A 26856-nucleotide genomic window follows, 5' to 3' on the forward strand; every position below is an offset into this window, starting at 1 on the left:
GGGAGCTCATAGATCGCAACGCTCGCGGCGTTGCAAGTTCTCTTAATGACTGTCCTGGGCGTCAGCGACCTTGCGTGAAGCGCCCTTGGCGAGGTCCTTGTCCATCACCGCGCGGCAGCCGGCGCTCAGATCGGAGCGATGCTTCATCATGCACGCGGTGATCTTCGGAATGTTGGGGATTTCCGACGAGCAGAGGCGGAAGGCATCGCCGGTGCACATCTGCTGGGCTTCGGCCGAGAAGGCGAAGCTCGAGGTCGTCGACACGATCGAGACGATGGCGGCAAAGCCCAGCGCCAGGCTGGTATCGCGAATCTTGCTACTCAAGGACTGGGCCGAGATGGACTTGGTCATTTGAAGCTCCCATTGGCACCGCGGACAGCGGGCCCGTTGTTGATGGGAACTACGATGCTCCGCCAAAACAGTTTCCACTGTGATGACGGTCACGGGCAGGCCACCCTCTGTGACATCGGTCACTTTGGCGCACCCCACTGAAATTCCACCGCATCCGCTGTCGTGTTGGTGTCACGTTAACTGTTCCTTCGCATTAATGGCTCGTCGCGCGGGGGATTCCGCCGGTTTGGTTGCGTAATTGGAAAGAGTAGCGATGCGTAATGCGTTGGGCCTGATGCTGGCCAGTGTAGTTGCCGCGGTCCTCATCGCCGCCGGCGGTTGGTTTTATTATTCCACGCGCGCCGACCAGGGCGCTCCCAAGACAGTTGCCGCCCGTGCCGCCGATCCGCTTCCGGCACCGGCGAAGCTCGCCGCCAAGGACGACGTCGAGACCACCGCCACGGTCGCGGCCAAGCCGACCGCATTTGCCCAGGCACCCGCGCCTGCGCCGGCACCGATCATGCCGGTGCAGCCGAAGCAAGCCTGCGCCAATCCGAACGCGCTCGGCGTCTCGCGCGTGGTCGAGATCGACACCACCGGCGGCCCCGGCTTCGGCTTCGATCATTTCAAGCAGTTCGACTTCCTCACCGACAAGGAAGTCGTGCTGACCTTCGATGACGGTCCGTGGCCGGTGAACACGCCCGCGGTGCTGAAGGCGCTCGCGGATGAATGCACCAAGGGCCTGTTCTTCTCGGTCGGCAAGCATGCGACCTATCATCCGGAAATCCTGCGCCAGGTGCTGGCCCAGGGCCACACGGTCGGCACGCACACCTGGTCTCACGTCAATCTGAACGGCAAGAAGATGACCGAGCAGATGGCCAAGGACGAGGTCGAAAAAGGCATCAGCGCGGTGAAATTCGCGCTCGGTGCCAACCCCGCGCCGTTCTTCCGCTTCCCTCAGCTTCAGCACAACCCGGCGATCGTGAGCTATTTCGGCACCCGCAACGTCGCGATGTTCTCGACCGACATCGACTCCTTCGACTTCCGGAAGGGCGCGACGCCGGAGAAGATCATCGAGACGGTGATGACGCGGCTCGACAAGCTCGGCAAGGGCATCATCCTGATGCACGACTTCCAGAAGCACACCGGCGAAGCGATGCCGGCGCTGCTCGCGCGGCTCAAGGCCGGCGGCTACAAGGTCGTGCAGATCAAGGCCAAGACGACGCTTCAGACGCTGCCGGAATACGACGAGGCGCTGATGAAGGACCTGAAGGTGCCGACCGCCAGCACGACCTTGCGTCCGATCTCGAGCGTGGTGCAGACGGTTTCGCAGTAAGCTCGGGACAAATCCAAACCTCCTGCGTCATGGCCGGGCTTGTCCCGGCCATCCACGTTCTTGGGCCTGCGTAGAAAGTTCGTGGATGCCCGGGACAAGCCCGGGCATGACGGCAAGGATGCAGCCGTAGCCTTACCAGTAGATGCCGTGACGATGCAGCTCGCTGATGATGCGGCGCTCGGTCCATTCGCGCTTGTGCTTCGGCTTGTTGGACTTTGCCGTTGTCTTCGGCGCAGGCTGGGTCACGGTCGCAGCTGGCGCTGACGTCGTCGTGGTCACGGCCGGAGCGGTGGCCGCAGCGGGCGTCGGAGCAGGTGCCGGAGGAATTGCCGGCGGACGATCGGTATATTTCGGAGCTTCCGTGACCGGCGCAACTTCGCTGACCTGCGTCGCCGCGGTGGTCGTCACTGTCGTTTGCGGAGCCGAGGCCTGTTCGTTGGCGGTGGCCAGCGACAGGCTGCGGTCGCCGGCATGGGCAGATGCGGAGGCCAGCACCATGGCGGCAACCAGAATGATCTTGCGCATGTGAAATCTCCCCGTGTTTGCGTGACGCGGAGACTAGGAGAGGTTGGGTGCGAGGTTATGTGATAGACGTCACGAAGCTGGCGCCGCACGCGAATGCAGTCGGCAGGTGCCTGATAGCGATCTGGATCTAGGCGCTGGTGCCGCAAGAGGGATTCGAACCCCCGACCCCGTCATTACGAATGACGTGCTCTACCGACTGAGCTATTGCGGCGAACCCTGCCGGAACCTCGGCGATGCCGGTCCCGATACGCGCGCTCCTGATATCGGGCATGGCCCGAATTGGCAAGGACAAGCGGGAGGCGAAATGCGCCTCACGCGCCCCAGCGGGACCAGAATCCGCGCCAGCCGCCGGCCTGCGCCTTGGCGTGACCCTTGGGCGTGCCGATTTGTTCCGTAAATTCATCGCTCGGACCCTCGTCATCGATCCCGGGATCGTCCGGCGCACGGACGATCGGGATGACGGCCTGGATCGGCGCGGACGCAGGCTTGCCGAGGTCGGCGCGGGTTCGGAACACCGGGGTTGCCGCAACCGGCGATGATTCGGCGGTCTCGGAGGCCGATTTGACCCGTTCGGCGGGCGCGACCGCCGGCTCTTCCTTGGCGGCGACTTCCTTGGGAGCTTCCGTGACGGTTTCCTTGATGGGTTCCTGGACGGTCTCCTTGGCCTCGGGAGGCGAATTGTCCTGCGCGGCCGGCGCCGGAGCCGGTGAGATTACGGCTGGTTCCACCGGGGTTTCGGTCGGCGCCACCGTCACCCGCTTCGGGGGCGGGGCGGCCAGCATGGCCTCCTCGAAGGCCGAGGATTCGATCGTGGTGCCCTTGTCGGACGGAAGGCTCGCGACCGGCGTCTGCCACTGGAAGGCATCGAGCCGGCCGGTGACCGGGGAGACCGGACGCCAGCGGTCGCTGACATAACCGTCCGCGGTCCAGGCCGGATCGTGGCGGGCACGTACCGCGCGCAAGGTCCAGGCGCGGGCACGGCCGCTGTCGCCGTGCTCGGCGCGCTCGAGCTCGGCCATCAGCAGCGCCACGCGCTGGGTCGGATCGTTGACGTAAGGCGCCAGCACCTCGCGCGCCCGCGCGAATTCAGACGCATCGATCGCGGCACGCGCGATCGCGAGCTGGCCCTCGACATGGCCCACCTTGTCGGTGGGCGTCTTGGCGGCGAGCGTCTCGACCCGCTGCAAGCGCTGCCGCGCGGAATCGCCGAGCTTCACATGCGCATAGGCGTCGGCGAGATCGGGATGCGGATTGGCGAGCCAGGCGGCCTCGACCAGCTTCATGGAACGGCGCACCTGATGCGCCTCGCTTTCGAATTTCGCGGCAAGAACGGCGGCCGGCACCAAAGTCGGCGCGAGCTTGATCGCCTCCATCACGCTCTCGCGCGCGACGTCGCGGTCCATGGTCTCCAGTTCCAGCGCGCGTGCGGTGAGCAGCACGCCGCGCTGCCGGCGATAGGCCTTCTTGTCGATCAGGCCCGAGGCCAGATTGGAGTCGAGAATCGCGAGCGCGCCGCTCCAGTCGCCGCGCGCACAGCGGAAGCCGAGCACGGCATGCGAGGCCCAGGTCGAGGACGGCGACAGCTTGATCGCTTCCTCCGCGATCATGACGGCGCCGACCGCATCGTCGGCGCGCTGCGCCTCGATGAACAGGCCGCGCAGGCCGAGCAGGCGCGTATCCTCACGCTCGGCCATGGCGCGGAAGACGCGCTGGGCTTCGTCGCGATTGCCTTCGAGCTGGGCCGACTGCGCGTGCAGCAGCAGCGCCAGCGGATCGTTCGGGGCAAGGCGCCGGGCAGATTCAGCGTGACGGCGCGCGAGCCCGACATCGCCGTGGCCGATCGCGAGCAGGCCATGGGTGATGGCGTGGCGACCGCGCGCGTGGCGCTTCTCACGGCCGCGGCGGCGCAGGCGTCCGGGCGCGCGCCAGATCATCGTCACGATGCTCCAGACCAGCACGACAACGGCGGCAAAGACGCCAAGCAGGAACACGAACCGCGGCAGCGTCGTCGAGGCCCGGAAACCGCCTGCGGTCAGGACGAGATCGCCAGGCTGATCGGCAACCCAGGCCGCGCCGGCCGCTGCCAGCGCAATCAGGACAAGGAAGAGGACGATGCGAAGCATGGCGATCCCTATACGCGCTGATTATTGCGCGAACCTTATTGAACAGGCTTGGCGAGATCCGCCATGGCGTCGTCTGCGAATTTGCGTGAGGCCGCGAGCGCGGCGTCGCGCGCATCGGCCTTGTCGAGCCAGGCCTGCGCCGGCGCGCGATCGGCTTCCGCCAGCGTCTTCAGCTCGCGCCGCGCCTCGACGAAATCGTTGCGGAGCGCCGCGGCCGTGACCCGCGCAACGATCGCGCCGCGATCGTTGCCGACCCCGTCGGTGCGCTCGATGCGGACGAGCTTCGACGCTCCGGCCTGGAGACGCTCGACGATGCCGGCACCCGCGGTGGGCGCTTCCGCCGGCGGCGAGAGCTTTGGCACGATATTGAGCAGCTCGCGGCTCAGCGCGACCGGCGTCGGAATGCCGCTCGCTGCGAACGCATCGAGCGGCTTCAGCACGTCGGGCTTGGCTGCGAACGACCGCGCCGCGGCCAATTGCGACTGATAGGGATCGCCGTGACGAACGGCGACGTCGAGCAGGGCCGCTGCCACCACATGACGCAGCGGCTTGTCGTCCATCGACTTGGCGTCGGCGATCTTCTCGCCCTGCTGCGCAAGCTCGGCTCTTTCGGTCCTGCTGGCGCGCTCGAGTTGCGCGATGCGGTCGTTGAGAGCGGCAAGATCGGACGCGGCAACGCTTGGTGCAGATTTCGCGTCATTCAGAGAGCTCGCGGTCTTGTCGGACTGCGTGCGCAGATTGGCGATGTCGCTGCGCAAGGAGCTTGCGGATTTTTCCAGCGCGTCGATCCGCGCCGCCATAGCGGGATCGGCGGCGGGCCTGCCCGCCTTGGCTTCGACCGCGGCGACGCGCGCTTGTGATCGGCCGGTTCCGGCGTCAGCAGCGCCGGCTCGGCTGCTGCCTGCTCGGGCTCGGCGTGCTCCGGCGCCGGCGGAGCTTCAGGCTCACTCGCCGTCTCCTGCGGCTGGGTCGAGACGTCAGTCGCCTCGAGGTCGATGGTCGGCGGGGTGCGCTTGGCACGGCCGGACTCGGGGGCCAATCCTGTATCTTCAGGCTTGTCGTCGGCCATCGTGACGGTTCCTCACACTTCCATACCAGAGCGGACCCGATTGCGTCGGATTCGGCCCGACCTCTTACGCCAAACGGGTCCTCAAAGCACGCTCCAAGGTATCAAATAAGGCATTTTCGTCCGGCGTTGCGGCCACCAGAACCTGCGACGCACCGGCCTCGCGCAGCACGGCGGCCACGTTCTCGGACAGGCAGCATTGCGGGATCGCCAACGCCGAAATTTCAACGCCTTCGTCCCGCGCCGCATCCAGGAAGGCCCGCGCGCTGCGCCGGGAGTAATGCAGCACCGCCTCGATCCCTTGAGCAGCAAATCCGTCGCAGACATCGCGCGGAAGAATTTTGACCGGCGCCATGCGATAGGTCGTCTGGGTCACCACGCTGAATCCTTCGGCACCGAGCTCGCCGCCGAGATCGCGCGACAGATCCGCACCCGCGAGATAAAGCAGCGTGGTTTTTGTCGTCAGCAGCTCCTCGCGCGCGCCCTGCATCACCTTGTCGCGCAAGGAAGCAGCATCGCCGCCGGCGACGATCACATTCGTGAAGCCGGTCTCGCGCGCAACCGCGGCCGTATGCTCGCCGACCGCAAACAGCGGCAGCTCCAAAAGCCCGAGATCCCGTAACTGCGGCGCCACGGCACGGATCGCATTGGCTGACGTCACGATGATGGCGCCGTAGCCCGCCTCGCTCTCGTCATGGAAAGCGACCGGTTCGAACTTGAGCACCGGCGCGAGCAGCACCGCATGCCCCCGCGCGCGCAAATTGTCCGCGGTCGCCTCATTGTCAGGATGCGGCCGTGTGACAAGAATGGACATCGCTAGTGTTCCCGGGCACGACGCATTGACGAGGACGGCTGAGCGTGACGATTGCGCAAGCCGACCCCGGAATGCTACCGCGTTACCAGAACTCTGCTTTCCGGATGAGCGCAAGAGCGCAAATTGGGTAACAATTCGCCAATGCTGGTATTGGGCATCGAAACCACCTGCGACGAGACCGCCGCGGCCGTGATCGAGCGCGCGCCTGATGGGCGCGGCAGGATCTTGTCCAACATCGTGCGGTCGCAGGTCGAGGAACACGCTCGCTTCGGCGGCGTGGTGCCGGAGATCGCCGCGCGCGCGCATGTCGACCTGCTCGACGGCATCATCGACCGTGCCATGAGCGAGGCCGGCATCGGCTTTACTCGGCTCGACGGCGTCGCGGCGGCCGCGGGACCTGGCCTGATCGGGGGCGTCATCGTCGGGCTCACCACCGCGAAGGCGATCGCGATGGTGCACGACACGCCGCTGGTTGCGGTGAATCATCTCGAGGCGCATGCGCTGACGCCGCGCCTCACCGATGGGATCGAATTTCCCTACTGCCTCTTTCTCGCCTCCGGCGGTCATACCCAAATCGTCGCGGTCACCGGCGTCGGCCAATATGTGCGGCTCGGCACCACCGTCGACGACGCGATCGGCGAGGCCTTCGACAAGGTCGCGAAGATGTTGGGTCTGCCTTATCCCGGCGGACCGCAGGTCGAGCGCGCCGCCGCAAGCGGCGATGCCACGCGCTTTGCGTTCCCGCGGCCGATGCAGGGACGCCCCGATGCCAATTTCTCGCTGTCGGGATTGAAGACGGCGGTGCGCACCGAAGCGAGCCGGCTGGCTGAGATCACGCCGCAGGATATCAGCGATCTCTGCGCCAGCTTCCAGGCCGCCGTGCTCGATTCGACCGCCGACCGATTGAGCGTCGGCCTGAAGTTGTTCCGCGCTGTGGGCGCGCACTGCGGAGCACGCGGCGCGGATCGCATCGACCCGCGACAATCCGCGGCTGCCCGGCGTACAGCTGGCGCCTGAGATCGCCGTCACGCACGAGCTTGCCGACGCCGCACGTGCCGACATGATCCTGATCGCAACCCCGGCGCAGCATCTGCGCGGTGCGGTCAACATGCTCGCCTCGCATCTGGCGAAGCCGGCGCCGATCATTGCCTGCGCCAAGGGCATCGAGCACGGCACCCACAAATTCATGACTGACGTCATCGCGGAAGCCGCGCCGCAGGCGCAGCCGGCGATCCTGTCGGGCCCGAGCTTTGCCGACGACGTCGCGCGCGGCCTGCCCACGGCGGTGACACTGGCGGCGAAGGACGAAGCCTTGGCGAGCGCGCTGGTGCAGGCGCTGGGCTCGCCGACATTCCGGCCTTATCACTCCACCGACATCCGCGGTGTCGAGATCGGCGGCGCCGCCAAGAACGTGCTGGCGATTGCCGCCGGCATCGTGGTCGGCCGCAACCTCGGCGCCTCAGCGCTCGCCGCACTGACCACGCGCGGCTTCAGCGAGCTGGCGCGGTTTGGGCGCGCCTGCGGCGCCCGCACGGAAACGCTCTCGGGCCTCTCCGGCCTCGGCGACCTCTTGCTGAGCTGCTCGACCGCGCAATCGCGCAATTTCGCGCTCGGAGCTTGCGGAAGGTGCCTTCACCGCGCCGGTGCTGGTGGAGCTCGCGGCGGCGCGGAACGTCGACATGCCGGTCTCGCAGGCGGTCGCCGCCATCCTGGACGGCCGGCTGACGATCGACGCCGCGATCGAAGGGCTGCTGACGCGGCCCTTCAAGGCCGAGGAATAGCACCCGAGCGTCGGGTAGTACTTCACGGCCTGTGCACGCTGGTCTAGCCTAGCGGTACACCGCAGGATCCCGGTCCAACAATAATCAAACGGATCCCAGGGGAAACCGCATGCGCAAACCGCAGCACGCGATCGTTTCGATCGCCATCGTTACACTTGCCGCCATTTCGTTACCGACCACGGCCTACAGCGAGGCCGCGATCTCCTACGACGAGCTCGCCAAGAACGAGGCCGCAGCCAATGCCGAAAACGGCAAGCGGGTCGCGCCCGTCAAATCCATCGTCAATCCGTCCAACGACGTCAGCTCCGACATGCAGGCCATGATCGGCGCGCCGTTTCCACCGCATTTCAATGCCGATCCGAAAACTCCGGCCGAATGGAAGGAGCTGATCGAGCGGCGCGCAAAGCTGTCGATCGCGAACGTTCCGACCATGAAGGAGAAGCTCGGCGTCAAGGTCGAGGAGACGAAGATCGCTGGCGTGCATTGTTTCATCGTCACGCCCAACAGGATCCCGCCCGAGAACCGGCGGCGCCTCCTGGTCCACGTCCATGGCGGCGGCTATGTGTTCGGGCCGGGCGAAGCCGCGTTGCCGGAAGCGATCATGATGGCGGGCTTTGGCGGCTTCAAGGTCATCTCGGTCGACTACCGCATGCCGCCCGATTTCCCCTATCCCGCCGCGATGGATGATGCGATGGCGGTCTGGAAGGAGGTCACCAAAGACCACGACTCACGCCGGATGGCGATCTTCGGCACGTCGACGGGCGGCGCGATGACGCTCGCGATGGTGCTAAGGGCGAGGGACGAGAAGCTGCCGAGGCCGGCGGCGATCGCGCCGGGCACGCCGTGGTCCGACATCGACAAGGTCGGCGACACCTATGCCAGCAATGAGTGGGTCGACAACGTGCTGGTGACCTGGGACGGCTGGCTCGGCCGCGCCGCAAAGCTCTATGCCAACGGGACCGACCTGAAGAATCCCTACATCTCGCCGATCTACGGTGACTTCAAGGGCTTCCCGCCGACCATCCTCACCTCAGGCACGCGCGACCTGTTCCTCAGCAACACGGTTCGCACGCATCGCAAATTGCGCCGTGCCGGCGTGGTTGCGGATCTCAACGTCTATGAAGGCCAGTCTCATGCGCAGTACCAGTTCAACATCAACGCGCCGGAGACCAGGGAAGCCTTCACCGACATTGCAAAGTTCTTCGATCGCTATCTGAAGGAATGAGTGCCCGCGATGGATATCGGATGCCCGTGCTTGTCGCGGGCATCCCCGTGCCCTAAACATCGCGGCGGCGAGACGGCGCATCCAGGAATGGAGTGAGGTGCAATGAACTACTGGCTGGTGAAATCCGAGCCCTCAGTGTGGTCCTGGGACCAGCAGGTCGCGAAGGGCGCCAAGGGCGAGGCCTGGACCGGCGTGCGCAATTACACCGCGCGCCAGAACCTCGTGAACATGAAAAAGGGCGACAAGGCGTTCTTCTATCATTCCAACGAGGGCAAGGAGATCGTCGGCATCGCCGAGATCATCAAGGAGGCCTATCCCGACCCGACCGACAAGACCGAGAAATTCGTCTGCGTCGATATCAAGGCCGACAAGCCCTTGAAGACACCGGTGACGATGGCCGCGATCAAGGCCGAGAAGAAGCTCGCCGACATGGCGCTGGTGAAATATTCGCGCCTGTCGGTGCAGCCGGTGACGGCCGAGGAGTGGAAGCTCGTCTGCAAGATGGGCGGGATGTAGGCGCTACGAAATCCGCGCTTGCGTCTCCGGCAGCGCGAGCACCTCGCACGGCGAGGCGATGCCGCGCAGCTTGTGCAGTCCGAGCGCGATCAGAGGCATCTCCGTCTCCGCAGCAAGTGCGCCCGACACCAGCACGGTCCTGCCGAGCGGCTTGCACAATCCCTCGAGGCGGCTGGCAAGATTGACGGCCGGACCGATCGCGGTGAAGTCGAGCCGGTTGGCGGCGCCGATATTTCCCCACAATATCTCGCCGAGATGAAGCGCGGCACCGAACCATAGCGGCGGCAATCCTTGCGCGCTGCGCTCCGCGTTGAGATACGCCATGCCGGCTTCGGCCGCGCCTGCGGCACGCAGCGCGGCATCGCAGGCATGGCGCGGTGACGCCTCGACCACCGGAAAGATCGCGAGCACGCCGTCGCCGATGAATTTCAGCACCTCGCCGCCAAAGGCATGGACCGCGCCGGCGATGCGATCGAACCAGGCATCGAGCGCCGCAATGACGTCGGCAGGTGGTGTGGTCTCCGAGAGGATCGTGAAGTTGCGCAGATCCGCATAGAGCAGCGCGGCCTGAATGGTCTCGCCGAGATCGCGCCGCAGCGGCGCCGTCAGCACACGCGCCGCGCTGCGCTTGCCGAGATAGCCTCCAGCGTCGCGCGCAAGGTGCGGCGTCGCGGCGAAAACGCGCGGCCTCGCGCAATTGCGCGACTTCGCCTGATGTGAACGGCCGCGGTCCGATCCAGCCGAGCAGCGGGCCATCTTGTCGTCCGACCACGTCTTCGTGCACCTCGCCGGCCGCGATGTCGCGCAGCCAGCGGCGGCCGGCATCGTTGGGTAGGTCGGGCGCGAGGCCGCCCGGTGCAAAGCCGAGCGCTTCGATCACCCGGCCAGTATCGGCACGCCACAGCCAGGTCCGTTTCGCGATCAGGGGATGCGGCACCTCCAGCGTCAGGCTGCCGGCCGCAAGCGGGACGCCGTCGGCGACCAGATGCGCGCCGAGTTCCGCCAGCAGGCGATCGGCCCCGAGACTGTCCGAGGCGGCGTCGACGAGCCAGGCGAGGGTTGGGGAGAGCTGCATGATCCGATGATGGCGAAGCGAGACCGACTTTGTCACCAGCAATCCTTGACGGAGCTCCATGGCGCCGCCATGTCCCATCGTCAGCCCAAGGCAAGACCATGGATGATCGCCGATGACCGAATCCTTCGTAGTGCGACGCGAGACCCAGATCGCAGCCCCCCGCGCCACCGTCTTTGCCTATTTGACCGACCCCGAGAAGATCCTGAGCTGGATGGGCTCGGATGCGACCACCGAGCCGCATCCCGGCGGGCTCTATCTGCTCAAAGGCATCGGCCCGCGCGGCGGCGTCGGCCGCGGCGCCTTCCGCGAGGTCGTGCCGGTACATCGCCTCGCCTACACCTTCGGTTGGGAGGGCGGCCAGGAAGTGCCGCCCGGCTCGAGCCTGATCGAGATCGACCTGATCGAGCGCGACGGCGGCACGCTGCTGCGCATGACCCATAGCGGCCTGCCGACCGAGGAGCAGGCGGCCGCGCACGCGACGGGATGGGCGCATTATCTGGGACGGCTCACCACTGCGGCCGCGGGCGGCGATCCCGGTCCGGACTTGGGTGTTTCGACGAAGGCGTAGCTCTCGTAAGGTGGGCAAAGCGGAGCGTGCCCACGCATTTTTGCGACCATGGAGAGATGGTGGGCACGGCGCTTCGCGCCTTTGCCCACCCTACGACAGCACGACTTAAACCGCCGCGGTCGCCACCACCTGCGCCAACAGCTGCTCGCGCCGCGCCTGCGAACGCTGGCCTTTCATCGTCGCCGCGAAGCGTTCGAGGATGCCGTCCTCGAAGGCGGTGACGATGGTGTCGTGGACGTAGCTCTTGCGGCAGATCGCCGGCGTGTTGGAGAGCTGGTCGGCGGCGGCGCGGATCGCGTCCAGCACCTGCTTCTTGCGGCCGCGCTGGCTGGTCGCCGGCGTGATCCGCGACAGCGATTCCACGACGACGGCGGACGCCATCAGCGTGCGAAAATCCTTCAGCGAAATCTTGATGCCGGCGATCTCGCGCAGAAACGCGTTCACCTGCGTGGTGTTGACCGCGCGCACGATGCCGTAGGCATCGCGATACTGGAACATGCGTTTTCCCGGGACGCCGCGCAGCACGCCGATGGCGCGGACCAGCTTGGCCGCGTCGCACTCCTTGCGCACCGCCTTGCCGCCCTTCGCCTTGAAGGTCAGCACGAAGGAATCGTCTTCCAGCGCGACGTTGGACTTCAGCAAAGTGGTGGCGCCGCGGGTGCCGTTGAGGCGGGCATAGGATTCATTGCCGGGGCGGATCGCGGTGCGCGCGATCAGCTCGATCACGGCCGAGAGCGCGAATTCGCGCGTCGGCTCCTCGCCCGACAGGAACGCCGAGACCTTGCGCCGGATCTTTGGCAGCGCACCGACGAGCTTCTCTAGGCGATGCGCCTTGCGGTGCTCGCGGACCTTCTCCCAGTCGGCGTGATAGCGATATTGCAGCCGCCCCGCGGCATCGCGTCCCACGGCCTGGAGATGCGAGTTCGGATCGGCGGAGTAGCGCACCTCGCGATAGGCCGGCGGCACCGCCATGGCGTGCAGCCGGCGGATGGTACGGGCGTCGCGGATATGGGCGCCGTTGGGACGGACGAAGGAATAGCCCTTGCCGCGCCTGACGCGGCGGATGGTCAGCTCGTTCTGGTCGCCGAGCCGCAGGCCCAGCTCCCTGGCGAGCGCCTCGACCGTCGCCGCGGGCGCCTGGTCAAAGACCTTTTTCGGGCTGGGACGGGTGGAACCGGCCGGTTTCGGCCATTGTCCGAGGGCCTTGGCCAGGGCAATAGCGGCAGGATCGGCTGAAGCGGGCCGTATCGTCCCGAGATTCTGCTGATCCATCATAGTGTTATGCCTTGGCCCTGTCTGTTATCGGTCAATGCCGCTGTTCTGATTTTTGTTCCTTGGGTCTCTTTTGGACCCGGGTTAGCCACTTAGGGTGTTCCGAACCGTATTGCGAGTCCCGAATCAGTGACAGACGGTTCCTAAATACCTCCGCCGGCGCATGGGCGCCCTGCGCGGGCCTCTTCCGGAGATTTGGGTAAAGAGCTGAAAGCCCGCTGCTCCGGCTTGTTTCAGATTTGCGACAGCCGGCCTACGCAGCTTGATGCGCCGCATGGCGCGCCGCTCGCCGAAGGTCCAGCTTGTGCTGCTTGTCGGGGCCGGTTAGCCCGACGCATAATCGATTCAACGATCAGGTCGGCTTGCCAGTCGCATGCGTTCGGCTTGGCGTAGGTGGAGGGAAACATGTCCGAGAAGATTTACGACGTCCCGGCGGAGTGGGCCAAGCGCGCCTGGATCGACCAGGCCAAGTACAAGGAGATGTACGCCCGCTCGATCTCGGACCCTAACGCCTTCTGGGCCGAGCAGGCCAAGCGCATCGACTGGATGCACGCGCCGACCAAGATCGAGAACGTCTCCTTCGCGCCCGGCAACATCTCGATCAAATGGTTCGAGGACGGAATCCTCAACGTCGCCTGGAACTGCATCGACCGCCATCTCGCCAAGCGCGGCAACCAGACCGCGATCATCTGGGAAGGCGACGATCCCTCGCAGTCCAAGCACATCACCTACAAGGAGCTGCATGACGAGGTCTGCCGGATGGCCAACATCCTGCGCACCCGCAACGTCAAGAAAGGCGACCGCGTCACCATCTATCTGCCGATGATCCCGGAAGCGGCCTATGCGATGCTGGCCTGCGCGCGGATCGGCGCGATCCACTCGGTGGTGTTCGCGGGCTTCTCGCCGGACTCGCTCGCCCAGCGCATCAACGATTGCCAATCCAAGGTCATCATCACCGCCGATGAAGGCCTGCGCGGCGGCAAGAAGGTGCCGCTCAAGGCCAATGTCGATGCGGCGCTCACGAAAGCCGACGGCGTCGACTGGGTCGTCGTGGTCAAGCGCACCGGCGGCACGGTCGAGATGAATCCATCGCGGGATCTCTGGTATCACGACGCCGCCAAGATGGTGACGACGGAATGCCCGGCCGAGCACATGCACGCCGAGGATCCGCTGTTCATCCTCTACACCTCGGGCTCGACCGGCCAGCCCAAGGGCGTGCTGCACACCACGGGCGGCTATCTCGTGTTCGCCTCGATGACGCATCAATACGTCTTCGACTATCACGACGGCGACATCTACTGGTGCACCGCCGACGTCGGCTGGGTCACCGGCCACAGCTACATCCTCTACGGACCGCTGGCGAACGGCGCGACCACGCTGATGTTCGAGGGCGTGCCGAACTATCCGGATAATTCGCGGTTCTGGAACGTCATCGACAAGCACAAGGTCAACATCTTCTACACCGCGCCGACCGCGATCCGCGCCTTGATGCAGTCGGGCGACGAGCCCGTGAAGAAGACTTCGCGCGCGAGCCTGCGCCTGCTCGGCTCGGTCGGCGAGCCCATCAATCCCGAAGCCTGGGAGTGGTATCACCGCGTCGTCGGCGACGACCGCTGCCCGATCGTCGACACCTGGTGGCAGACCGAGACCGGCGGCATCCTGATCACGCCGCTGCCGGGCGCGACCAAGCTGAAGCCCGGCTCGGCGACGCAGCCGTTCTTCGGCGTCGTCCCTGAAATCGTCGATGCCGACGGCAAGGTGCTGGAAGGCGAGACCACCGGCAACCTCTGCCTGACGCGCTCCTGGCCCGGGCAGATGCGCACGGTCTATGGCGACCATGCCCGGTTCGAGCAGACCTATTTCTCGACCTACAAGGGCAAATACTTCACCGGCGACGGCTGCCGGCGCGACGCCGACGGCTATTACTGGATCACCGGCCGCGTCGACGACGTCATCAACGTCTCCGGCCATCGCATGGGCACCGCCGAAGTCGAGAGCGCGCTGGTCGCGCATGAGAAGGTCTCGGAGGCCGCTGTGGTCGGCTTCCCGCACGACATCAAGGGCCAGGGCATCTACGCCTATGTCACGCTGATGGCCGGCGTCGAGCCGACCGACGAGCTGCGCAAGGAGCTCGTCACCTGGGTGCGCAAGGAGATCGGCCCGATCGCCTCGCCCGACCAGATCCAGTTCGCGCCGGGCCTGCCCAAGACGCGCTCCGGCAAGATCATGCGCCGCATCCTGCGCAAGATCGCCGAGGACGAGCCGGGCAGCCTGGGCGACACCTCGACCCTGGCCGATCCCGCCGTGGTCGATGATCTCGTGAAGAACCGGCAGAACAAGAAGTCGGCGTAGGGGACGCTGTCGTGCCCCGGACGCAGCGCAGCGCGCCTTCGCGGTGCGCTGCTGAGCCGGGGCCCATCGCTCCGCGCGAAGAAAGAGCCGGGTCCCGGCTCTGCGCAGCAACGCTACGCGTTGCAGCGCGTCCGGGACACGAGACTGTCTTTCGCGCCAACAGGAGCCTCCTCAACAACGCCCGTTCACACGCTCACACTCTTGTCAGCGCGCGAGCCGGCGCGGCCGCATCTTTCCGGCCGAGTGTTGTTTTCTTGTCATTTACTTTATTTCGAACATTTCCTTTGTTCCCCCTGCTGGCGGGCCCTTGGCGGCCGTGCGTGGAAACCATCCGGTTAACGCGCGCGGTTAAGAATGTCTGGGCATGCCGGCGATTGCCGGTTTTGCGTAGATTTCGACGGATCCGTTCAAGGGGAAATTCGATGTTGATGAGGATTGCGGTGGCGTTGGCCGCCACCATCGGAGCAGGGGTCTTGATGTCGACGGCGGCCGAGGCGCGGCCGGAAATGGTGGGAGCGCATCTCGCCGACTATTCGCCGGGCACCATTGTGGTCAAAACCAGCGAGCGGCGGCTCTATCTCATCCTCGATAACGGCCACGCGGTGCGCTACCCGGTCGGCGTCGGCAAGTCCGGCAAGCAATGGGCCGGCACCACCCGCATCGACGGCAAGTATCGCAATCCGGCCTGGTCGCCGCCCGCCGAGGTGAAGCGCGACAAGCCGAACATGCCTGACGTCATTCCCGGCGGCTCGCCGCGCAATCCGATGGGCGTTGCGGCGATGACGCTGGCCGGCGGCGAATACGCCATCCACGGCACCAACGTGCCGGGCTCGGTCGGCGGCTTCGTCTCCTACGGCTGCATTCGCATGCTCAACGACGACATCACCGATCTCTACGGCCGCGTCTCGGTCGGCACGACGGTGGTCGTGACGCGCTGATCGAACAGATCAGGACAGGACACAGAAGCCGCGTCATCCGACGCGGCTTTTTGTTACCAGAAGCGCCAGCCGCGCGCACACCAGCCGTCGCGATGGCCGCCATTGTAGCTGCGGGCGTAACCGCCGGCGAGCAACGCCGCCGAAACGTTGGCGGTTCGGCTGGTCGCGACGTCGGCGAGAACGCGACCATATTTGTCCTGGCCAAGATTGTAGATCGTGACGCCGCCCTGGCCGAGCAGATTGCGCAGCGCGCCGCTGGCGGCCTCGGCCTTGTCCAACTCAGCTTGGCAAGATGCTTTCATCTCGGGCGCATCGATGCCGCGCAGACGGACCCGCGCGACCAGATCGCGTCCGTTCGGCTGACGCACGCGCGCGAGGAAAGTATCGCCGTCGACTGTGCGGACGACATCGACCGCTAGACGCGTGTCGGAATTGCCGGACTGCTGCACGATGATTTGAGCATCGCGTGACCGTCCATCATCTGCATGCGGAATGGGCCAGATCGTTCCCTGGCGGAAGCCGAGCACGATCGCCGTCACGACGCCGACCACGAACATCCACGGCAGCAATCCGGAGAAGCGGCGGCCGAACGGCGAGCCACTATATGAGGGCCGGTAGGGATGATTGGGGTCGAAGCGCGACATCCGCGCACGCTAGGGCTGAGTCGGCTGAACCGGCAAGATGCCCTAGAAATCCGAGGCGATACCTTTGCGCTCCCAATCGCCGTAGCGGGTCGGTTCAGGCCCCTTCGGTCCCTGCAATTCCTTGGGCGCCGCTTCGGCATGCGCCTTCGCCGCAGCCTGCCGGCGCGCTTCGGCTTCGGCCAGCGCGCGCTGGGCGGCCGGCGACAGCTGCTTGCGATCGGGAACGGAGGGCTGGTCACTCATCGTGGACGGTTCCTAGCGCAGGATCGCGGGACGCGCGAGGTCCAATATCGCATTGCTGAAATGGTGATAGTCGGCTGCAAAGGCGAGATGCCATTCTTACATTTGGCATATTCGCATGCCAGATGTTGGTTGGTTAAGGCATGCGCCCATCGCGGCGGAACTGCCGCTCGCTCAGAACCTTGCTTCCGCATGCCATCTCAACGTTTCGCCCCTCCGTCCGAAGTGCCTGGTCTTGCGGCACGGCGGATTGCCGCCGACATCGTCGACGGCGTGCTGCACAAGCATCGCACGCTTGACGACCAGCTCGACGGCAGCGGCGCCCATCCCGGACTGAAGACACTGGCCGACCGCGACCGCGCGCTGATGCGTCGCCTGGTCGCGACCGTGCTGCGCCGGCTCGGCACGCTCGGCCATGTGCTGTCCCGCCTGCTCGACAAGGGCATTCCTTCCGATGCGCCGCGCGCACAGAGCGCGCTCTTGATCGGCGCCGCGCAGATCCTCTGGATGGATGTGCCCGATCACGCTGCGGTCGATCTCTCCGTGCGTCTCGTTCAATCAGATCGCCGCGCCGCGCGCTATGCCGGCCTCGTCAATGCCGTGCTGCGCCGCTGCGCACGCGAGGGCAAGGCGCTGGTCGAGGAAGTCGCGACGCAATCGCTGGACCTGCCGCCCTGGCTGCTCGCGCGCTGGAGCGCGCATTATGGCGAGGCAACCGCAAGGGACATGGCGCTGGCGCTCGGCCACGAGCCCTCGCTCGACCTCACAGTGAAATCCGATGCCGCGCAATGGGCGAGCCGGCTGCATGGCGAGACGCTGCCGACCGGGACGGTGCGGATGCTGCTGCACGGCTCGGTGACCATGCTGCCGGGCTTTGCCGAAGGACAATGGTGGGTGCAGGACGCCGCCGCCGCGCTGCCGGCCCGCCTGTTCGGTGACATCAAGGGCAAATCCATTGCCGATCTGTGCGCCGCGCCCGGCGGCAAGACGGCGCAACTGGCGCTATCGGGCGCGCAGGTCACGGCGATCGACCGCTCGCCCGCCCGGGTGGCGCGGCTGCGCGAGAATCTGACGCGGCTGTCGCTCCAGGCCGAGACCGTTGTCGCCGACGCCGTGGAATGGGCCGGCCCGCTAGAAGGTTTTGACGGCATCCTGATCGATGCGCCCTGCACCTCGACCGGCACGATCCGCCGTCACCCTGATGTCGCATGGCTCCGGCAGGAGTCCGACATCGCCGCCCTGGCCGCGCTCCAGCAGCGGCTGTTGAAGAAATCCGTCTCGCTGCTGAAGCCGGGCGGGACGCTGGTCTACTGCACCTGTTCGCTGGAACCGGAGGAGGGCGAGCAGGCGATCGCTGCCCTGCTTCAGGCAGAGCCCGGCCTGCGGCGCGTGCCGATCGAAGCGTCCGAGGTGTCGGGGCTCAGCGAAATCGTCACCGCCGAGGGTGACCTGCGCACCTTGCCCAGCCATCTGCCGAACGCCGATCCCAAGCTCGGCGGGCTCGATGGATTTTACGCGACCCGGCTCGTTAAATCCTGATTTTGCACCGGATTTTGCCACCACGATACTGATTCGGACCGTTCAAGGTGGTGTCAGCCGTCCGATTTTGGGATTAATAAGGATTCGTCGGAATCCTCTCCCCTCCAAGGCAAGGCGTGTCGGTCGCTCAACGCAGACGTATCTCGACGCTGGTGATGAACCGCTTCGCGCGGAACATGCTCGCGCGCGCGAGCGGCGGCCCCGTTGCGCTGTCGCGGGTCTGGCCCGGCCGCACCGATCGGCTGATCATCGCACCACACGACCTGCGCACCGCCGATGCGACCCGCGCCGCAGAGATCTATGCCGGCCGCTTCGTCTTCGCCGGCAAGATCGTCAATTGCCATGGCCGCTCGATCTTCGATCTGGAGCCGCCGTCGGAGGATTGGGAGGTCGCGCTGCTCGGCTTCGGCTGGCTGCGCCATTTGCGCGCCGCCGACACCGCGCTGACGCGGGCCAATGCGCGCGCACTCGTCGAGGACTGGATCGCCAACCCCGCCAACAAGCGCCGCCCGGTCGCGCGACGCGCCGACGTGCTGGCACGCCGCGTGATCTCGCTATTGTCGCAGGCGCCACTGGTGCTGGGCGACACCGACAACAAATTCTATCGCCGTTACTTGCGCGCGCTCGCGCGCGAGATCCGCTTGCTGCGCTACACCATGGTCGACATCCCCGACGGGGTGCCAAAGCTCCAGGTGATGATCGCGCTGTGCTACACGACGCTGTGCCTCGCCAACCAGGCGCGTCACATCCGCAGCGCCTCGAAAAAACTCTCCGACGAGCTGCAACGGCAGATCCTGCCCGACGGCGGACACATCTCGCGCAACCCGGGCGCGTTGATCGAGCTCTTGATCGACCTGTTGCCGCTGCGGCAGACTTTTGCCGCGCGCAACATCGCGCCGCCGGCGGCGCTGCTCAATGCGATCGACCGCATGATGCCGATGCTGCGCTTCTTCCGCCACGGCGACGGCAATTTTGCGCTGTTCAACGGCATGAGCGCGACGCCTTCGGACCTGCTCGCGACGCTGCTCGCCTATGACGACACCCACGGCGCGCCGATGGCGAACATGCCGCATACCGGCTTCCAGCGCCTCGATGCCGGCCAGACGACGCTGATCATCGACACCGGGCCGCCGCCGCCGGCCGGCATCAGTCACGACGCCCATGCCGGCTGCCTGTCGTTCGAATTATCCTCCGGCATCAGCCGCATCGTCACCAATTGCGGCATGCCGACCACGGGTCGCGACAATTGGCGGCCGTTCGCGCGCGGCACCGCGGCGCATTCGACGCTGACCTATCACGACACCTCGTCCTGCCAGTTCGTGGAGATGTCGGCGATGAAGCGGCTGCTGCACGGCTCGCCCGTCACCAGCGGTCCCGTCGAGGTCGAGAGCTATCGCGAGGTGGTGCAGAACGGCACGCTGCTGACGACCTCGCATGACGGCTATCTCGCCAAATTCGGCGCGATCCATCGCCGTGTGCTGATGATCGCCAATGACGGCGCGCGCATCGACGGCGAGGACACGCTGTCGCCGCCGCAGGGCGGACGCTTCAAGGGCGCGGACGCCGATTTCGCGCTGCGCTTCCATCTGCATCCGGCCGTGAAGGCGAGCCGGCTGTCGGATGCCCGCGGCGTCATGCTGGTGCTGCCGAACCGCGACGTCTGGACCTTTGAAGCGCTGGACGACAAGGTCGACCTCGAGGACAGCGTGTTCCTGGCCGGCAATGACGGCCCTCGCCGCACCGCGCAGATCGTGATCCGCCAGGACGCGCGGCAGGCGCCCTCGATCCGCTGGAGCTTCGTCCGCTCCACCGCCTCGCCAACCGTCACCAATGCCCGCCGCAACGCCCGGCGCGAGCCGGAACTTCCGCTGTAAACGCGCGAATTCGGCCCTATCTCTTCGTTGTGAAAACGGCCGAAAGCTGCTATCGAGCGCTCGTTCGCGCGACTGGCGACCTTGGATGGAGCACCATCGGGAAGCGCGACACGTATCTGCCGCGCGCCTGGGCATAGACACTCCCTGAACAGAGGATCTTGCTCATGACTGACCATCCCCGCCGCGTTACCCGCGCCCTTCTCTCCGTTTCCGACAAGACCGGCCTCATCGAGTTCGCCAAGGCGCTTGCCGCGCATGATGTCGAGCTGGTCTCGACCGGCGGCACCGCGAAAGCGATCGCCGCGGCCGGCCTCAAGGTGAAGGACGTCTCCGACCTCACCGGCTTCCCGGAGATGATGGACGGCCGCGTCAAGACGCTGCATCCGAAGGTGCATGGCGGCCTGCTCGCGATCCGCAACAACAAGGAGCACGCGGAGGCGATGAAGGCGCACGGCATCGCGCCGATCGATCTTCTCGTCGTCAATCTCTATCCGTTCGAGGCCACCGTCGACAAAGGCGCAGGCTTCGAGGATTGCATCGAGAACATCGACATCGGCGGCCCCGCGATGATCCGCGCCGCCGCCAAGAACCATGACGACGTCGCCGTCGTGGTCGAGGCAGAAGATTACAAGGCCGTGCTCGACGAGCTCGCCGCCAACAACGGCGCGACCACGCTGAAGCTGCGCCGGCGGCTTGCCGCGAAAGCCTATGCGCGCACCGCAGCCTATGACGCTGCGATCTCCAACTGGTTCAACCGCCAGCTCGAGATCGATGCGCCTGACTTCCGCGCCTTCGGCGGCCGGCTGATCCAGTCGCTGCGCTATGGCGAGAACCCGCACCAGACCGCGGCGTTCTACGCGACGCCCGACAAGCGCCCGGGCGTCTCGACCGCGCGGCAGCTCCAGGGCAAGGAGCTCTCCTACAACAACATCAACGACACCGATGCGGCCTATGAATGCATCGCCGAGTTCGACGCCAAGCGCACCGCGGCCTGCGTCATCGTCAAGCACGCCAATCCTTGCGGCGTCGCGGAAGGCGCGAACCTCGTCGACGCTTATCGCAAGGCGCTGGCCTGCGATTCCACCTCGGCCTTCGGCGGCATCATCGCGATGAACCGTCCGCTCGACGCCGACACCGCGCGCGAGATCACCAAGATCTTCACCGAGGTGATCATCGCGCCCGACGCGAGCGAAGAGGCCATCGCCATCATCGGCGGGAAGAAGAACCTGCGCCTGCTGCTCGCCGGCAGCCTGCCCGACCCGCGCGCGCCCGGCCTCACCGCCAAGACGGTCGCGGGCGGCCTGCTGGTGCAGAGCCGCGACAATGCCGTGGTCGACGACATGACGTTCAAGGTCGTGACCAAGCGTGCGCCGACCGACGCGGAGATGCGCGACCTGAAGTTCGCGTTCCGTGTCGCCAAGCACGTCAAGTCCAACACCATCATCTACGCCAAGGATCTCGCCACCGTCGGCATCGGCGCCGGCCAGATGAGCCGCGTGGATTCAGCCCGCATCGCGGCGCGCAAGGCGCAGGATGCGGCGAACGAGCTGAAGCTCGCCGAGCCGCTCACCAAGGGCTCGGTCGTGGCGTCGGATGCGTTCTTCCCGTTCGCCGACGGCATGCTCGCCTGCATCGAAGCCGGCGCCACCGCCGTGGTGCAGCCCGGCGGCTCGATGCGCGACGACGAGGTGATCAAGGCCGCCGACGAGCACGGCATCGCCATGGTGTTCACGGGGACACGGCACTTCAGGCATTGATGCCCCCGCTGTCGTGCACCGAACTCTCAACGGGTCGCCCCCGCCTAGTGCGCAATTGCGCACGGGCGCGGCGACCCATAACCCCAGGGAGAAATCGCAGCACGAGCTGGTAACTACGAGTCGTCGCCAAGTCACGGCCTGTGGTTATGGGTCCCGGCTCTGCGCTCCGCTTCGCTGCGCTTGTCCGGGACGACAGCGGAGCTAATTCTCCCGCACCCGCATCAACAGTCCCAGCCCCGTCACGAAAAACACCACCAGCACAGCCATGCCGGCCTTCTGGCTTGCCGTCGCTGCCGTGATCATCCCAATCAGCAGCGGGCCGATGAAGGACGTCACCTTCCCCGTCAGCGCGAACAGGCCGAAATACTGCGCGATGCGGTCCTTCGGCGCGAGATGGATCAGCAGCGTGCGCGATGCGGCTTGAAGCGGGCCGCCGGCGGCACCGATGAGACAGCCCAGCACGAGATACGCGCGCTCGGCCGCGCTCGAGAACAGCGGCGCGCCTGCTTGCGGCGGCGCGACCTCCACGAACAGCACACTGTCCTTGTCGACCAGGAGGATCGCCGCCACCGCCAGCAGCAGGATCAGCAGGCTGCCGGCGATGACACGCTTCGGTCCGAGACGATCATCCAGCTTGCCGCCAAGCCACGCGCCGAACGTGCCGGCGATCGCCAGCATGATACCGAAGGTGCCGATCTGGATGGTGTGCCAGCCGAACGTGCCCGCGGCATAGATGCCGCCGAATGCAAACAGCGATACCAGGCCGTCGGTATAGATCATGTTGGCGAGCAGGAACGCCGCGAGCGATTTCCGCTGCGGCAGACTCCTGATCGATTGCTTCAGCTCGAGCAAGCCTTCGCGCAGCGCCTCGCCCAACGGCCGCTTCGCCGGATAGTCCGGCGTGAACAGGAACATCGGCGTCACGAAGACGATGAACCATATTCCGGTCAGCGGCCCCGCGGCGCGATCGCCCTGGTGGGTTGCGGGATCGAGCCCGAACAGCGGCGTGAAGCCAAGCAGCGTGCGTCCGGTCTCGGGATTCGCAGCGAGGAAGCCGAGCACGATGATCAGGCTGACGATGCCGCCGATGTAACCCGTGGCCCAGCCGGTGCCGGAGAGCCGCCCGATCCGATCCGGCGGCACCAGGGTCGGCATCATCGCATTGTTGAACACGGTGGCGAATTCCGCGCCGACGCTGGCGAGCGCGACCGCGGTCAGCAGCGGCGGAATGATCGAGGGATCGCCGGGCTTGCCGATCCACAGCGTGCAGGAGGCCAGCACCAGCACGGCACCGAATCCCGCGATCCACGGCTTCCTGCGGCCGGACGCGTCGGCGATCGCGCCCAGCACCGGCGAGAGCAGCGCGATCGCAAGGCCCGCGGCCGCCATCGCAAAGCCCCACAGCGACTGGCCCGTGGCAGCATCTGGCGCAATGCTGGTGGCGAAATAGGGCGCGAACACGAAGGTCGTGATCAGCGTGAAATAAGGCTGCGCGGCCCAATCGAAGAAGATCCAGCTGATGACGGCGGCGCGCGGCGGATAGGTCCGCTGCACGCCGGCCATGCGCGCGTCCTCGGCGATCGTCGTCATCACGCGGTCCTCATCACGAACTGTTTTGCCTCTCAGGGCGCAAACCGTATAGCATTACCGTGACGTGTGTGAACTGGCCCGAAGCCACGGCGGAAATTTGATCATGTCGTCACCTTCGACGCGGCGGATATTTTTCGCCTTCATTGCCACTCTGGCGTTTGGTCTTGCGCCTGCGACCGCACAGGATGCGCGGCGGACCTATGTCCCGCCACCGCCCGACAGCATCCACGCCGTTCCCGCCGAACACGGCATGGTGGTGGCGCAGGAGAAGATCTCCGCACAAGTCGGCGCCGACATCCTGCGACGCGGCGGCAATGCGATCGATGCCGCGGTCGCCACCGGCTTTGCGATGGCCGTGACCTATCCTCGCGCCGGCAATATCGGCGGCGGCGGCTTCATGGTGATCCATTCGGCCGAGCGTAACGAAGACGTCACGATCGACTATCGCGAGACGGCACCGGCCGCGACCACGCCGCAGATCTTCCTTGGTACCGACGGCAAGCCCGACCCGGCGAAGTCGCGCGATTCCGCACTCGGCGTCGGCGTGCCCGGCACGGTAGGGGGCCTGGCTCTGGCATTGGAGAAATACGGCTCCGGCCAATTCACCCTGGCACAGCTGCTCGAGCCTGCGATTGCGCTTGCCCGCGACGGCTTCATCATCAGCGACGACATCGCCGACAGCCTGCCGGGCTGGCACCGGCGGCTCGCGCGCTGGCCGTCTTCGGCCAAGATCTTTTCACGGCCCGATGGGACTTCGCTCGGCGAAGGTGACCGGCTGGTGCAGAGCGATCTCGCCGACACGCTGTCGGCCGTGGCCGCCCAAGGTTCGCGCGGCTTCTATGAAGGTCCGGTTGCAGACAAGATCGCCAAGGCCATGTCCGATGCCGGCGGCATCATGACATCGGCCGACCTGAAAGCCTATCAGCCCGTGATCCGCGCACCCGTGCGCGGCACCTATCGCGGCTACGACATCGTCTCGATGCCGCTGCCGTCCTCCGGCGGCGTGGTGCTGGTGGAGACGCTCAACATTCTCGAAGGCTTTCAGCTCGCCGATCTGAAGCAGGGATCGCCGGCCTCGCTGCATCTGCTGATCGAAGCCATGAAGCGCGCCTATGCCGATCGCGCGCGCTATCTTGGCGATCCCGCCTTCGTCAACGCACCGATCGAGACGCTCACCGCGAAGGACTATGCTACCAAGCTGCGCGCGAGCATTTCCATCCAACGCGCCACGCCATCGAAAGAGCTCGTGCCCGCCGCTGCCGCGCCGCGCGAGGGCAGCAACACCACGCATTTTTCCGTCGTCGACGCCCGCGGCAATGCCGTCAGCAACACCACCACGCTGAACTTCAGCTATGGCGTCGGCCTCGTTGCCGAGGGCACCGGCGTGCTGCTCAACAACGAGCTCGACGATTTCACCGCGGCGGTCGGGGCGTCAAATGCTTATGGCCTCGTCGGCTACGAGGCCAATCTGCCCGGGCCCGGCAAACGGCCGCTGTCCTCGATGTCGCCGACCATCGTGCTGAGGGACGGCAAGCCGGTGCTGGTGACGGGCTCACCCGGCGGCAGCCGCATTATCTCGACCGTGCTCCAGGTGATCGTGAACGTTCTCGACTACAGGATGGACGTTGCGGCCGCTGTCGCCGCGCCACGGCTGCATCACCAATGGCTGCCGGACGAGGTCCGCGTCGAGAGCGGCTTTCCCGAAACTGTCCTGTCCGAGCTGAAGGCGATGGGCCACCTCGTCGTCGAGCCGATGGGCCAGACCTCGGCCAACTCGATTCTCGTGACCGCCAACGGGCCGCTCGGCGCGCCCGATCCGCGCACGCGAGGCGCAGAGGCAGCAGGGCAGTAATTCTGCCCTGCATGGCGCGAAGCCCTGCTCCGGCTTGCGCAAGCCGCCGCGCGTGCTACCACCGCCCGGCCAAAGAAACTGCCGGGAAACGCACATGACCATCGCCGATCCGAACCGGCGCATCGAACGCGCCGAGATCGAGGACACCAGCCTTCTCGCCTTCTACCGCGACATGAACGTCGCCGAACGCCGGACCTTCTGGGCCTGTGCGGCGGGCTGGGCGCTCGACGGCATGGACTTCATGATCTATCCGCTGGTGATCGGCACCATCATCGCGCTGTGGAAGGTTGATGCGGCCTCGGCAGGTCTTGCCGGCACGGTGACGTTGCTCGCCTCCGCGATCGGCGGCTGGCTCGGCGGCTATCTCTCCGATCACATCGGCCGGGTCAGAACGCTTCAGATCACCATCATCTGGTTCTCGTTCTTCTCGCTGGTCTGCGCGGTCGTGCAGAATTTCGACCAGCTCCTGATCGCGCGCGCCGTGCTCGGCCTCGGCTTCGGCGGCGAATGGGCCGCCGGCGCGGTGCTGATGGGCGAGGCGATCCGGCCGCAGTATCGCGGACGCGCGGTCGGCTCGGTGCAATCGGGCTGGGCGGTCGGCTGGGGCCTTGCGGTGCTGTCGCAGGCGATCCTGTTCTCGCTGATGCCGGCGGAGACGGCGTGGCGCTGGATGTTCGTGATCGGCGCGCTGCCGGCGCTGCTGGTATTCTACATCCGCCGCTCCGTCACCGAGCCGGAGATCGCGGCTGAAGCCCGCGCCAGGCAGGCGGCGAGCGGCGACCGGCCGGCGCTCTGGGAAATCTTCTCAGGTCCGATCCTGAAGACCACGATCCTGGCGTCGCTGATGGCGACGGGCTGCCAGGGCGGCTATTACGCGATCACCTTCTGGGTGCCGCAGTTCCTGACCAAGGAGCGGCATCTGTCGATCGTCGGCTCGACCGGCTATCTCTCGACGCTGATCATCGGCTCCTTCATCGGCTATCTCACCGGCGCCTGGCTCGCCGACCGGATCGGGCGGCGCAATCTGTTCCTGATCTTCTCGATCGGCGCGATGGCCGTGGTGCTGCTCTACACCCAGCTGCCGCTCACCAACGAGATCCTCTGGGTGCTCGGCTTCCCGCTGGGCTTCTTCGCCTCGGGCTATTTCTCGGGGATCGGCGCGTTCCTGACCGAGCTCTATCCGACGCGGCTGCGCGGCTCGGGCCAGGGCTTCTGCTACAATTTCGGCCGCGGCATCGGCGCGCTGTTTCCGTTTCTCGTCGGTGCACTGTCGGCGACGACGTCGCTTGCGAATGCCATCGCGATCTTCGCGGTGGTGGCTTACGTGGTGTTCTTCATCGCCGCCTTCGCGCTGCCCGAGACGCGCGGGCGCGTGCTGCACGCGGACTAATCGGTCATTCCGGGGCGCCCGAAGGGCGAACCCGGAATCTCGAGATAGT

Annotated in this window: 20 protein-coding genes, 1 tRNA gene, 3 pseudogenes and 1 riboswitch; of the genes and pseudogenes, 13 read left to right on the forward strand and 11 right to left on the reverse strand. The window is 66.1% G+C overall.

All coding sequences use genetic code 11. The features are described from left to right. Nucleotides 1–42 precede the first annotated feature (42 nt). On the reverse strand, nt 43–351 hold the full coding sequence (locus FOM02_RS00205; RefSeq protein WP_027561759.1) for a hypothetical protein: 309 nt from the start codon (nt 349–351) through the stop codon (nt 43–45). Nucleotides 352–604: 253 nt separating this feature from the next. Between FOM02_RS00205 and FOM02_RS00210 the strand changes: the two genes are divergently transcribed. Further along, nucleotides 605–1666, forward strand: coding sequence for a polysaccharide deacetylase family protein (locus FOM02_RS00210; RefSeq protein WP_027561758.1), 1062 nt, complete (start codon nt 605–607; stop codon nt 1664–1666). A 132-nt stretch (nt 1667–1798) separates the two neighbouring features. Here FOM02_RS00210 and FOM02_RS00215 read toward each other — a convergent pair whose 3' ends face one another. From FOM02_RS00215 to FOM02_RS00235, 5 genes are all read right to left on the reverse strand, one after another. Next, nucleotides 1799–2191: a hypothetical protein gene (locus FOM02_RS00215; protein WP_027561757.1), complete on the reverse strand. Its 393-nt coding sequence runs from the start codon at nt 2189–2191 to the stop codon at nt 1799–1801. Nucleotides 2192–2326: 135 nt separating this feature from the next. Further along, nucleotides 2327–2402: transfer RNA gene (locus FOM02_RS00220), tRNA-Thr, on the reverse strand. 100 nt (nt 2403–2502) lie between these two features. Beyond that, nucleotides 2503–4314, reverse strand: coding sequence for a heme biosynthesis HemY N-terminal domain-containing protein (locus FOM02_RS00225; protein ID WP_027561756.1), 1812 nt, complete (start codon nt 4312–4314; stop codon nt 2503–2505). A 35-nt stretch (nt 4315–4349) separates the two neighbouring features. Next, complete coding sequence (locus FOM02_RS00230; RefSeq protein ID WP_416207755.1) at nt 4350–5114, reverse strand: COG4223 family protein; 765 nt, start codon at nt 5112–5114, stop codon at nt 4350–4352. Nucleotides 5115–5447: 333 nt separating this feature from the next. Then, nucleotides 5448–6194, reverse strand: coding sequence for a uroporphyrinogen-III synthase (locus FOM02_RS00235; protein ID WP_027561754.1), 747 nt, complete (start codon nt 6192–6194; stop codon nt 5448–5450). A 141-nt stretch (nt 6195–6335) separates the two neighbouring features. Here FOM02_RS00235 and tsaD point away from each other — a divergent pair. The 4 genes and pseudogenes from tsaD to FOM02_RS00255 all read left to right on the forward strand — a co-directional run. Next, nucleotides 6336–7124, forward strand: a pseudogene (gene tsaD, locus FOM02_RS00240) (tRNA (adenosine(37)-N6)-threonylcarbamoyltransferase complex transferase subunit TsaD); the annotation flags it as partial. 1 nt (nt 7125) lies between these two features. After that, nucleotides 7126–7975: pseudogene (locus FOM02_RS00245) on the forward strand (NAD(P)H-dependent glycerol-3-phosphate dehydrogenase); the annotation flags it as partial. 109 nt (nt 7976–8084) lie between these two features. Beyond that, complete coding sequence (locus FOM02_RS00250) at nt 8085–9200, forward strand: alpha/beta hydrolase (RefSeq protein WP_027561751.1); 1116 nt, start codon at nt 8085–8087, stop codon at nt 9198–9200. Between the two features lie 102 nt (nt 9201–9302). Continuing rightward, a complete protein-coding gene (locus tag FOM02_RS00255; RefSeq protein ID WP_027561750.1) occupies nt 9303–9716 on the forward strand; it encodes an EVE domain-containing protein in 414 nt (137 codons plus the stop codon). 3 nt (nt 9717–9719) lie between these two features. Here FOM02_RS00255 and FOM02_RS00260 read toward each other — a convergent pair. Beyond that, nucleotides 9720–10791 (reverse strand): annotated as a pseudogene (locus tag FOM02_RS00260) (adenylate/guanylate cyclase domain-containing protein). A gap of 112 nt (nt 10792–10903) precedes the next feature. On the opposite strand from FOM02_RS00260, the gene FOM02_RS00265 reads away from it, so the two are divergent. Beyond that, nucleotides 10904–11359, forward strand: a complete 456-nt coding sequence (locus tag FOM02_RS00265; RefSeq protein ID WP_027561748.1) for an SRPBCC family protein — start codon at nt 10904–10906, stop codon at nt 11357–11359. A gap of 105 nt (nt 11360–11464) precedes the next feature. Here FOM02_RS00265 and FOM02_RS00270 read toward each other — a convergent pair whose 3' ends face one another. Continuing rightward, nucleotides 11465–12634 (reverse strand): DNA topoisomerase IB, encoded by a 1170-nt coding sequence (locus FOM02_RS00270; RefSeq protein WP_027561747.1) that lies wholly within the window; start codon nt 12632–12634, stop codon nt 11465–11467. A gap of 402 nt (nt 12635–13036) precedes the next feature. On the opposite strand from FOM02_RS00270, the gene acs reads away from it, so the two are divergent. Beyond that, on the forward strand, nt 13037–14983 hold the full coding sequence (acs, locus tag FOM02_RS00275; RefSeq protein WP_027561746.1) for an acetate--CoA ligase: 1947 nt from the start codon (nt 13037–13039) through the stop codon (nt 14981–14983). 422 nt (nt 14984–15405) lie between these two features. Beyond that, on the forward strand, nt 15406–15921 hold the full coding sequence (locus FOM02_RS00280; protein WP_027561745.1) for a L,D-transpeptidase: 516 nt from the start codon (nt 15406–15408) through the stop codon (nt 15919–15921). A gap of 53 nt (nt 15922–15974) precedes the next feature. On the opposite strand, the gene FOM02_RS00285 is transcribed toward FOM02_RS00280, so the two are convergent. Next, nucleotides 15975–16565, reverse strand: coding sequence for a thermonuclease family protein (locus FOM02_RS00285; RefSeq protein WP_027561744.1), 591 nt, complete (start codon nt 16563–16565; stop codon nt 15975–15977). A gap of 42 nt (nt 16566–16607) precedes the next feature. After that, a complete protein-coding gene (locus tag FOM02_RS00290) occupies nt 16608–16808 on the reverse strand; it encodes a DUF1674 domain-containing protein (RefSeq protein WP_027561743.1) in 201 nt (66 codons plus the stop codon). 189 nt (nt 16809–16997) lie between these two features. Between FOM02_RS00290 and FOM02_RS00295 the strand changes: the two genes are divergently transcribed. The 3 genes from FOM02_RS00295 to purH all read left to right on the forward strand — a co-directional run bounded on the left by FOM02_RS00295 (nt 16998) and on the right by purH (nt 21975). Continuing rightward, nucleotides 16998–18344 carry an RsmB/NOP family class I SAM-dependent RNA methyltransferase gene (locus FOM02_RS00295; RefSeq protein WP_027561742.1) on the forward strand — a complete coding sequence of 449 codons (1347 nt, stop codon included), beginning with the start codon at nt 16998–17000 and terminating at the stop codon, nt 18342–18344. A 155-nt stretch (nt 18345–18499) separates the two neighbouring features. Continuing rightward, a complete protein-coding gene (locus FOM02_RS00300) occupies nt 18500–20218 on the forward strand; it encodes a heparinase II/III family protein (protein WP_027561741.1) in 1719 nt (572 codons plus the stop codon). A gap of 58 nt (nt 20219–20276) precedes the next feature. Further along, nucleotides 20277–20358: riboswitch (ZMP/ZTP riboswitch) on the forward strand. 24 nt (nt 20359–20382) lie between these two features. Next, the gene (gene purH, locus FOM02_RS00305) at nt 20383–21975 is read left to right on the forward strand and encodes a bifunctional phosphoribosylaminoimidazolecarboxamide formyltransferase/IMP cyclohydrolase (protein ID WP_027561740.1); all 1593 of its coding nucleotides are present in this window, start codon (nt 20383–20385) and stop codon (nt 21973–21975) included. Nucleotides 21976–22176: 201 nt separating this feature from the next. Here the strand turns inward: purH and FOM02_RS00310 are convergent, their stop codons facing one another. Continuing rightward, nucleotides 22177–23565 carry an MFS transporter gene (locus tag FOM02_RS00310; protein WP_027561739.1) on the reverse strand — a complete coding sequence of 463 codons (1389 nt, stop codon included), beginning with the start codon at nt 23563–23565 and terminating at the stop codon, nt 22177–22179. Nucleotides 23566–23668: 103 nt separating this feature from the next. Here FOM02_RS00310 and ggt point away from each other — a divergent pair, with 103 nt between their 5' ends. Both ggt and FOM02_RS00320 read left to right on the forward strand, forming a co-directional pair. Continuing rightward, nucleotides 23669–25417, forward strand: coding sequence for a gamma-glutamyltransferase (ggt, locus tag FOM02_RS00315; protein ID WP_181411725.1), 1749 nt, complete (start codon nt 23669–23671; stop codon nt 25415–25417). A 94-nt stretch (nt 25418–25511) separates the two neighbouring features. Continuing rightward, complete coding sequence (locus FOM02_RS00320; protein WP_027561737.1) at nt 25512–26807, forward strand: MFS transporter; 1296 nt, start codon at nt 25512–25514, stop codon at nt 26805–26807. The last annotated feature ends 49 nt before the right edge of the window (nt 26808–26856 follow it).

Source organism: Bradyrhizobium sp. SEMIA, from assembly GCF_014844175.1.
Lineage (GTDB): Bacteria > Pseudomonadota > Alphaproteobacteria > Rhizobiales > Xanthobacteraceae > Bradyrhizobium > Bradyrhizobium arachidis.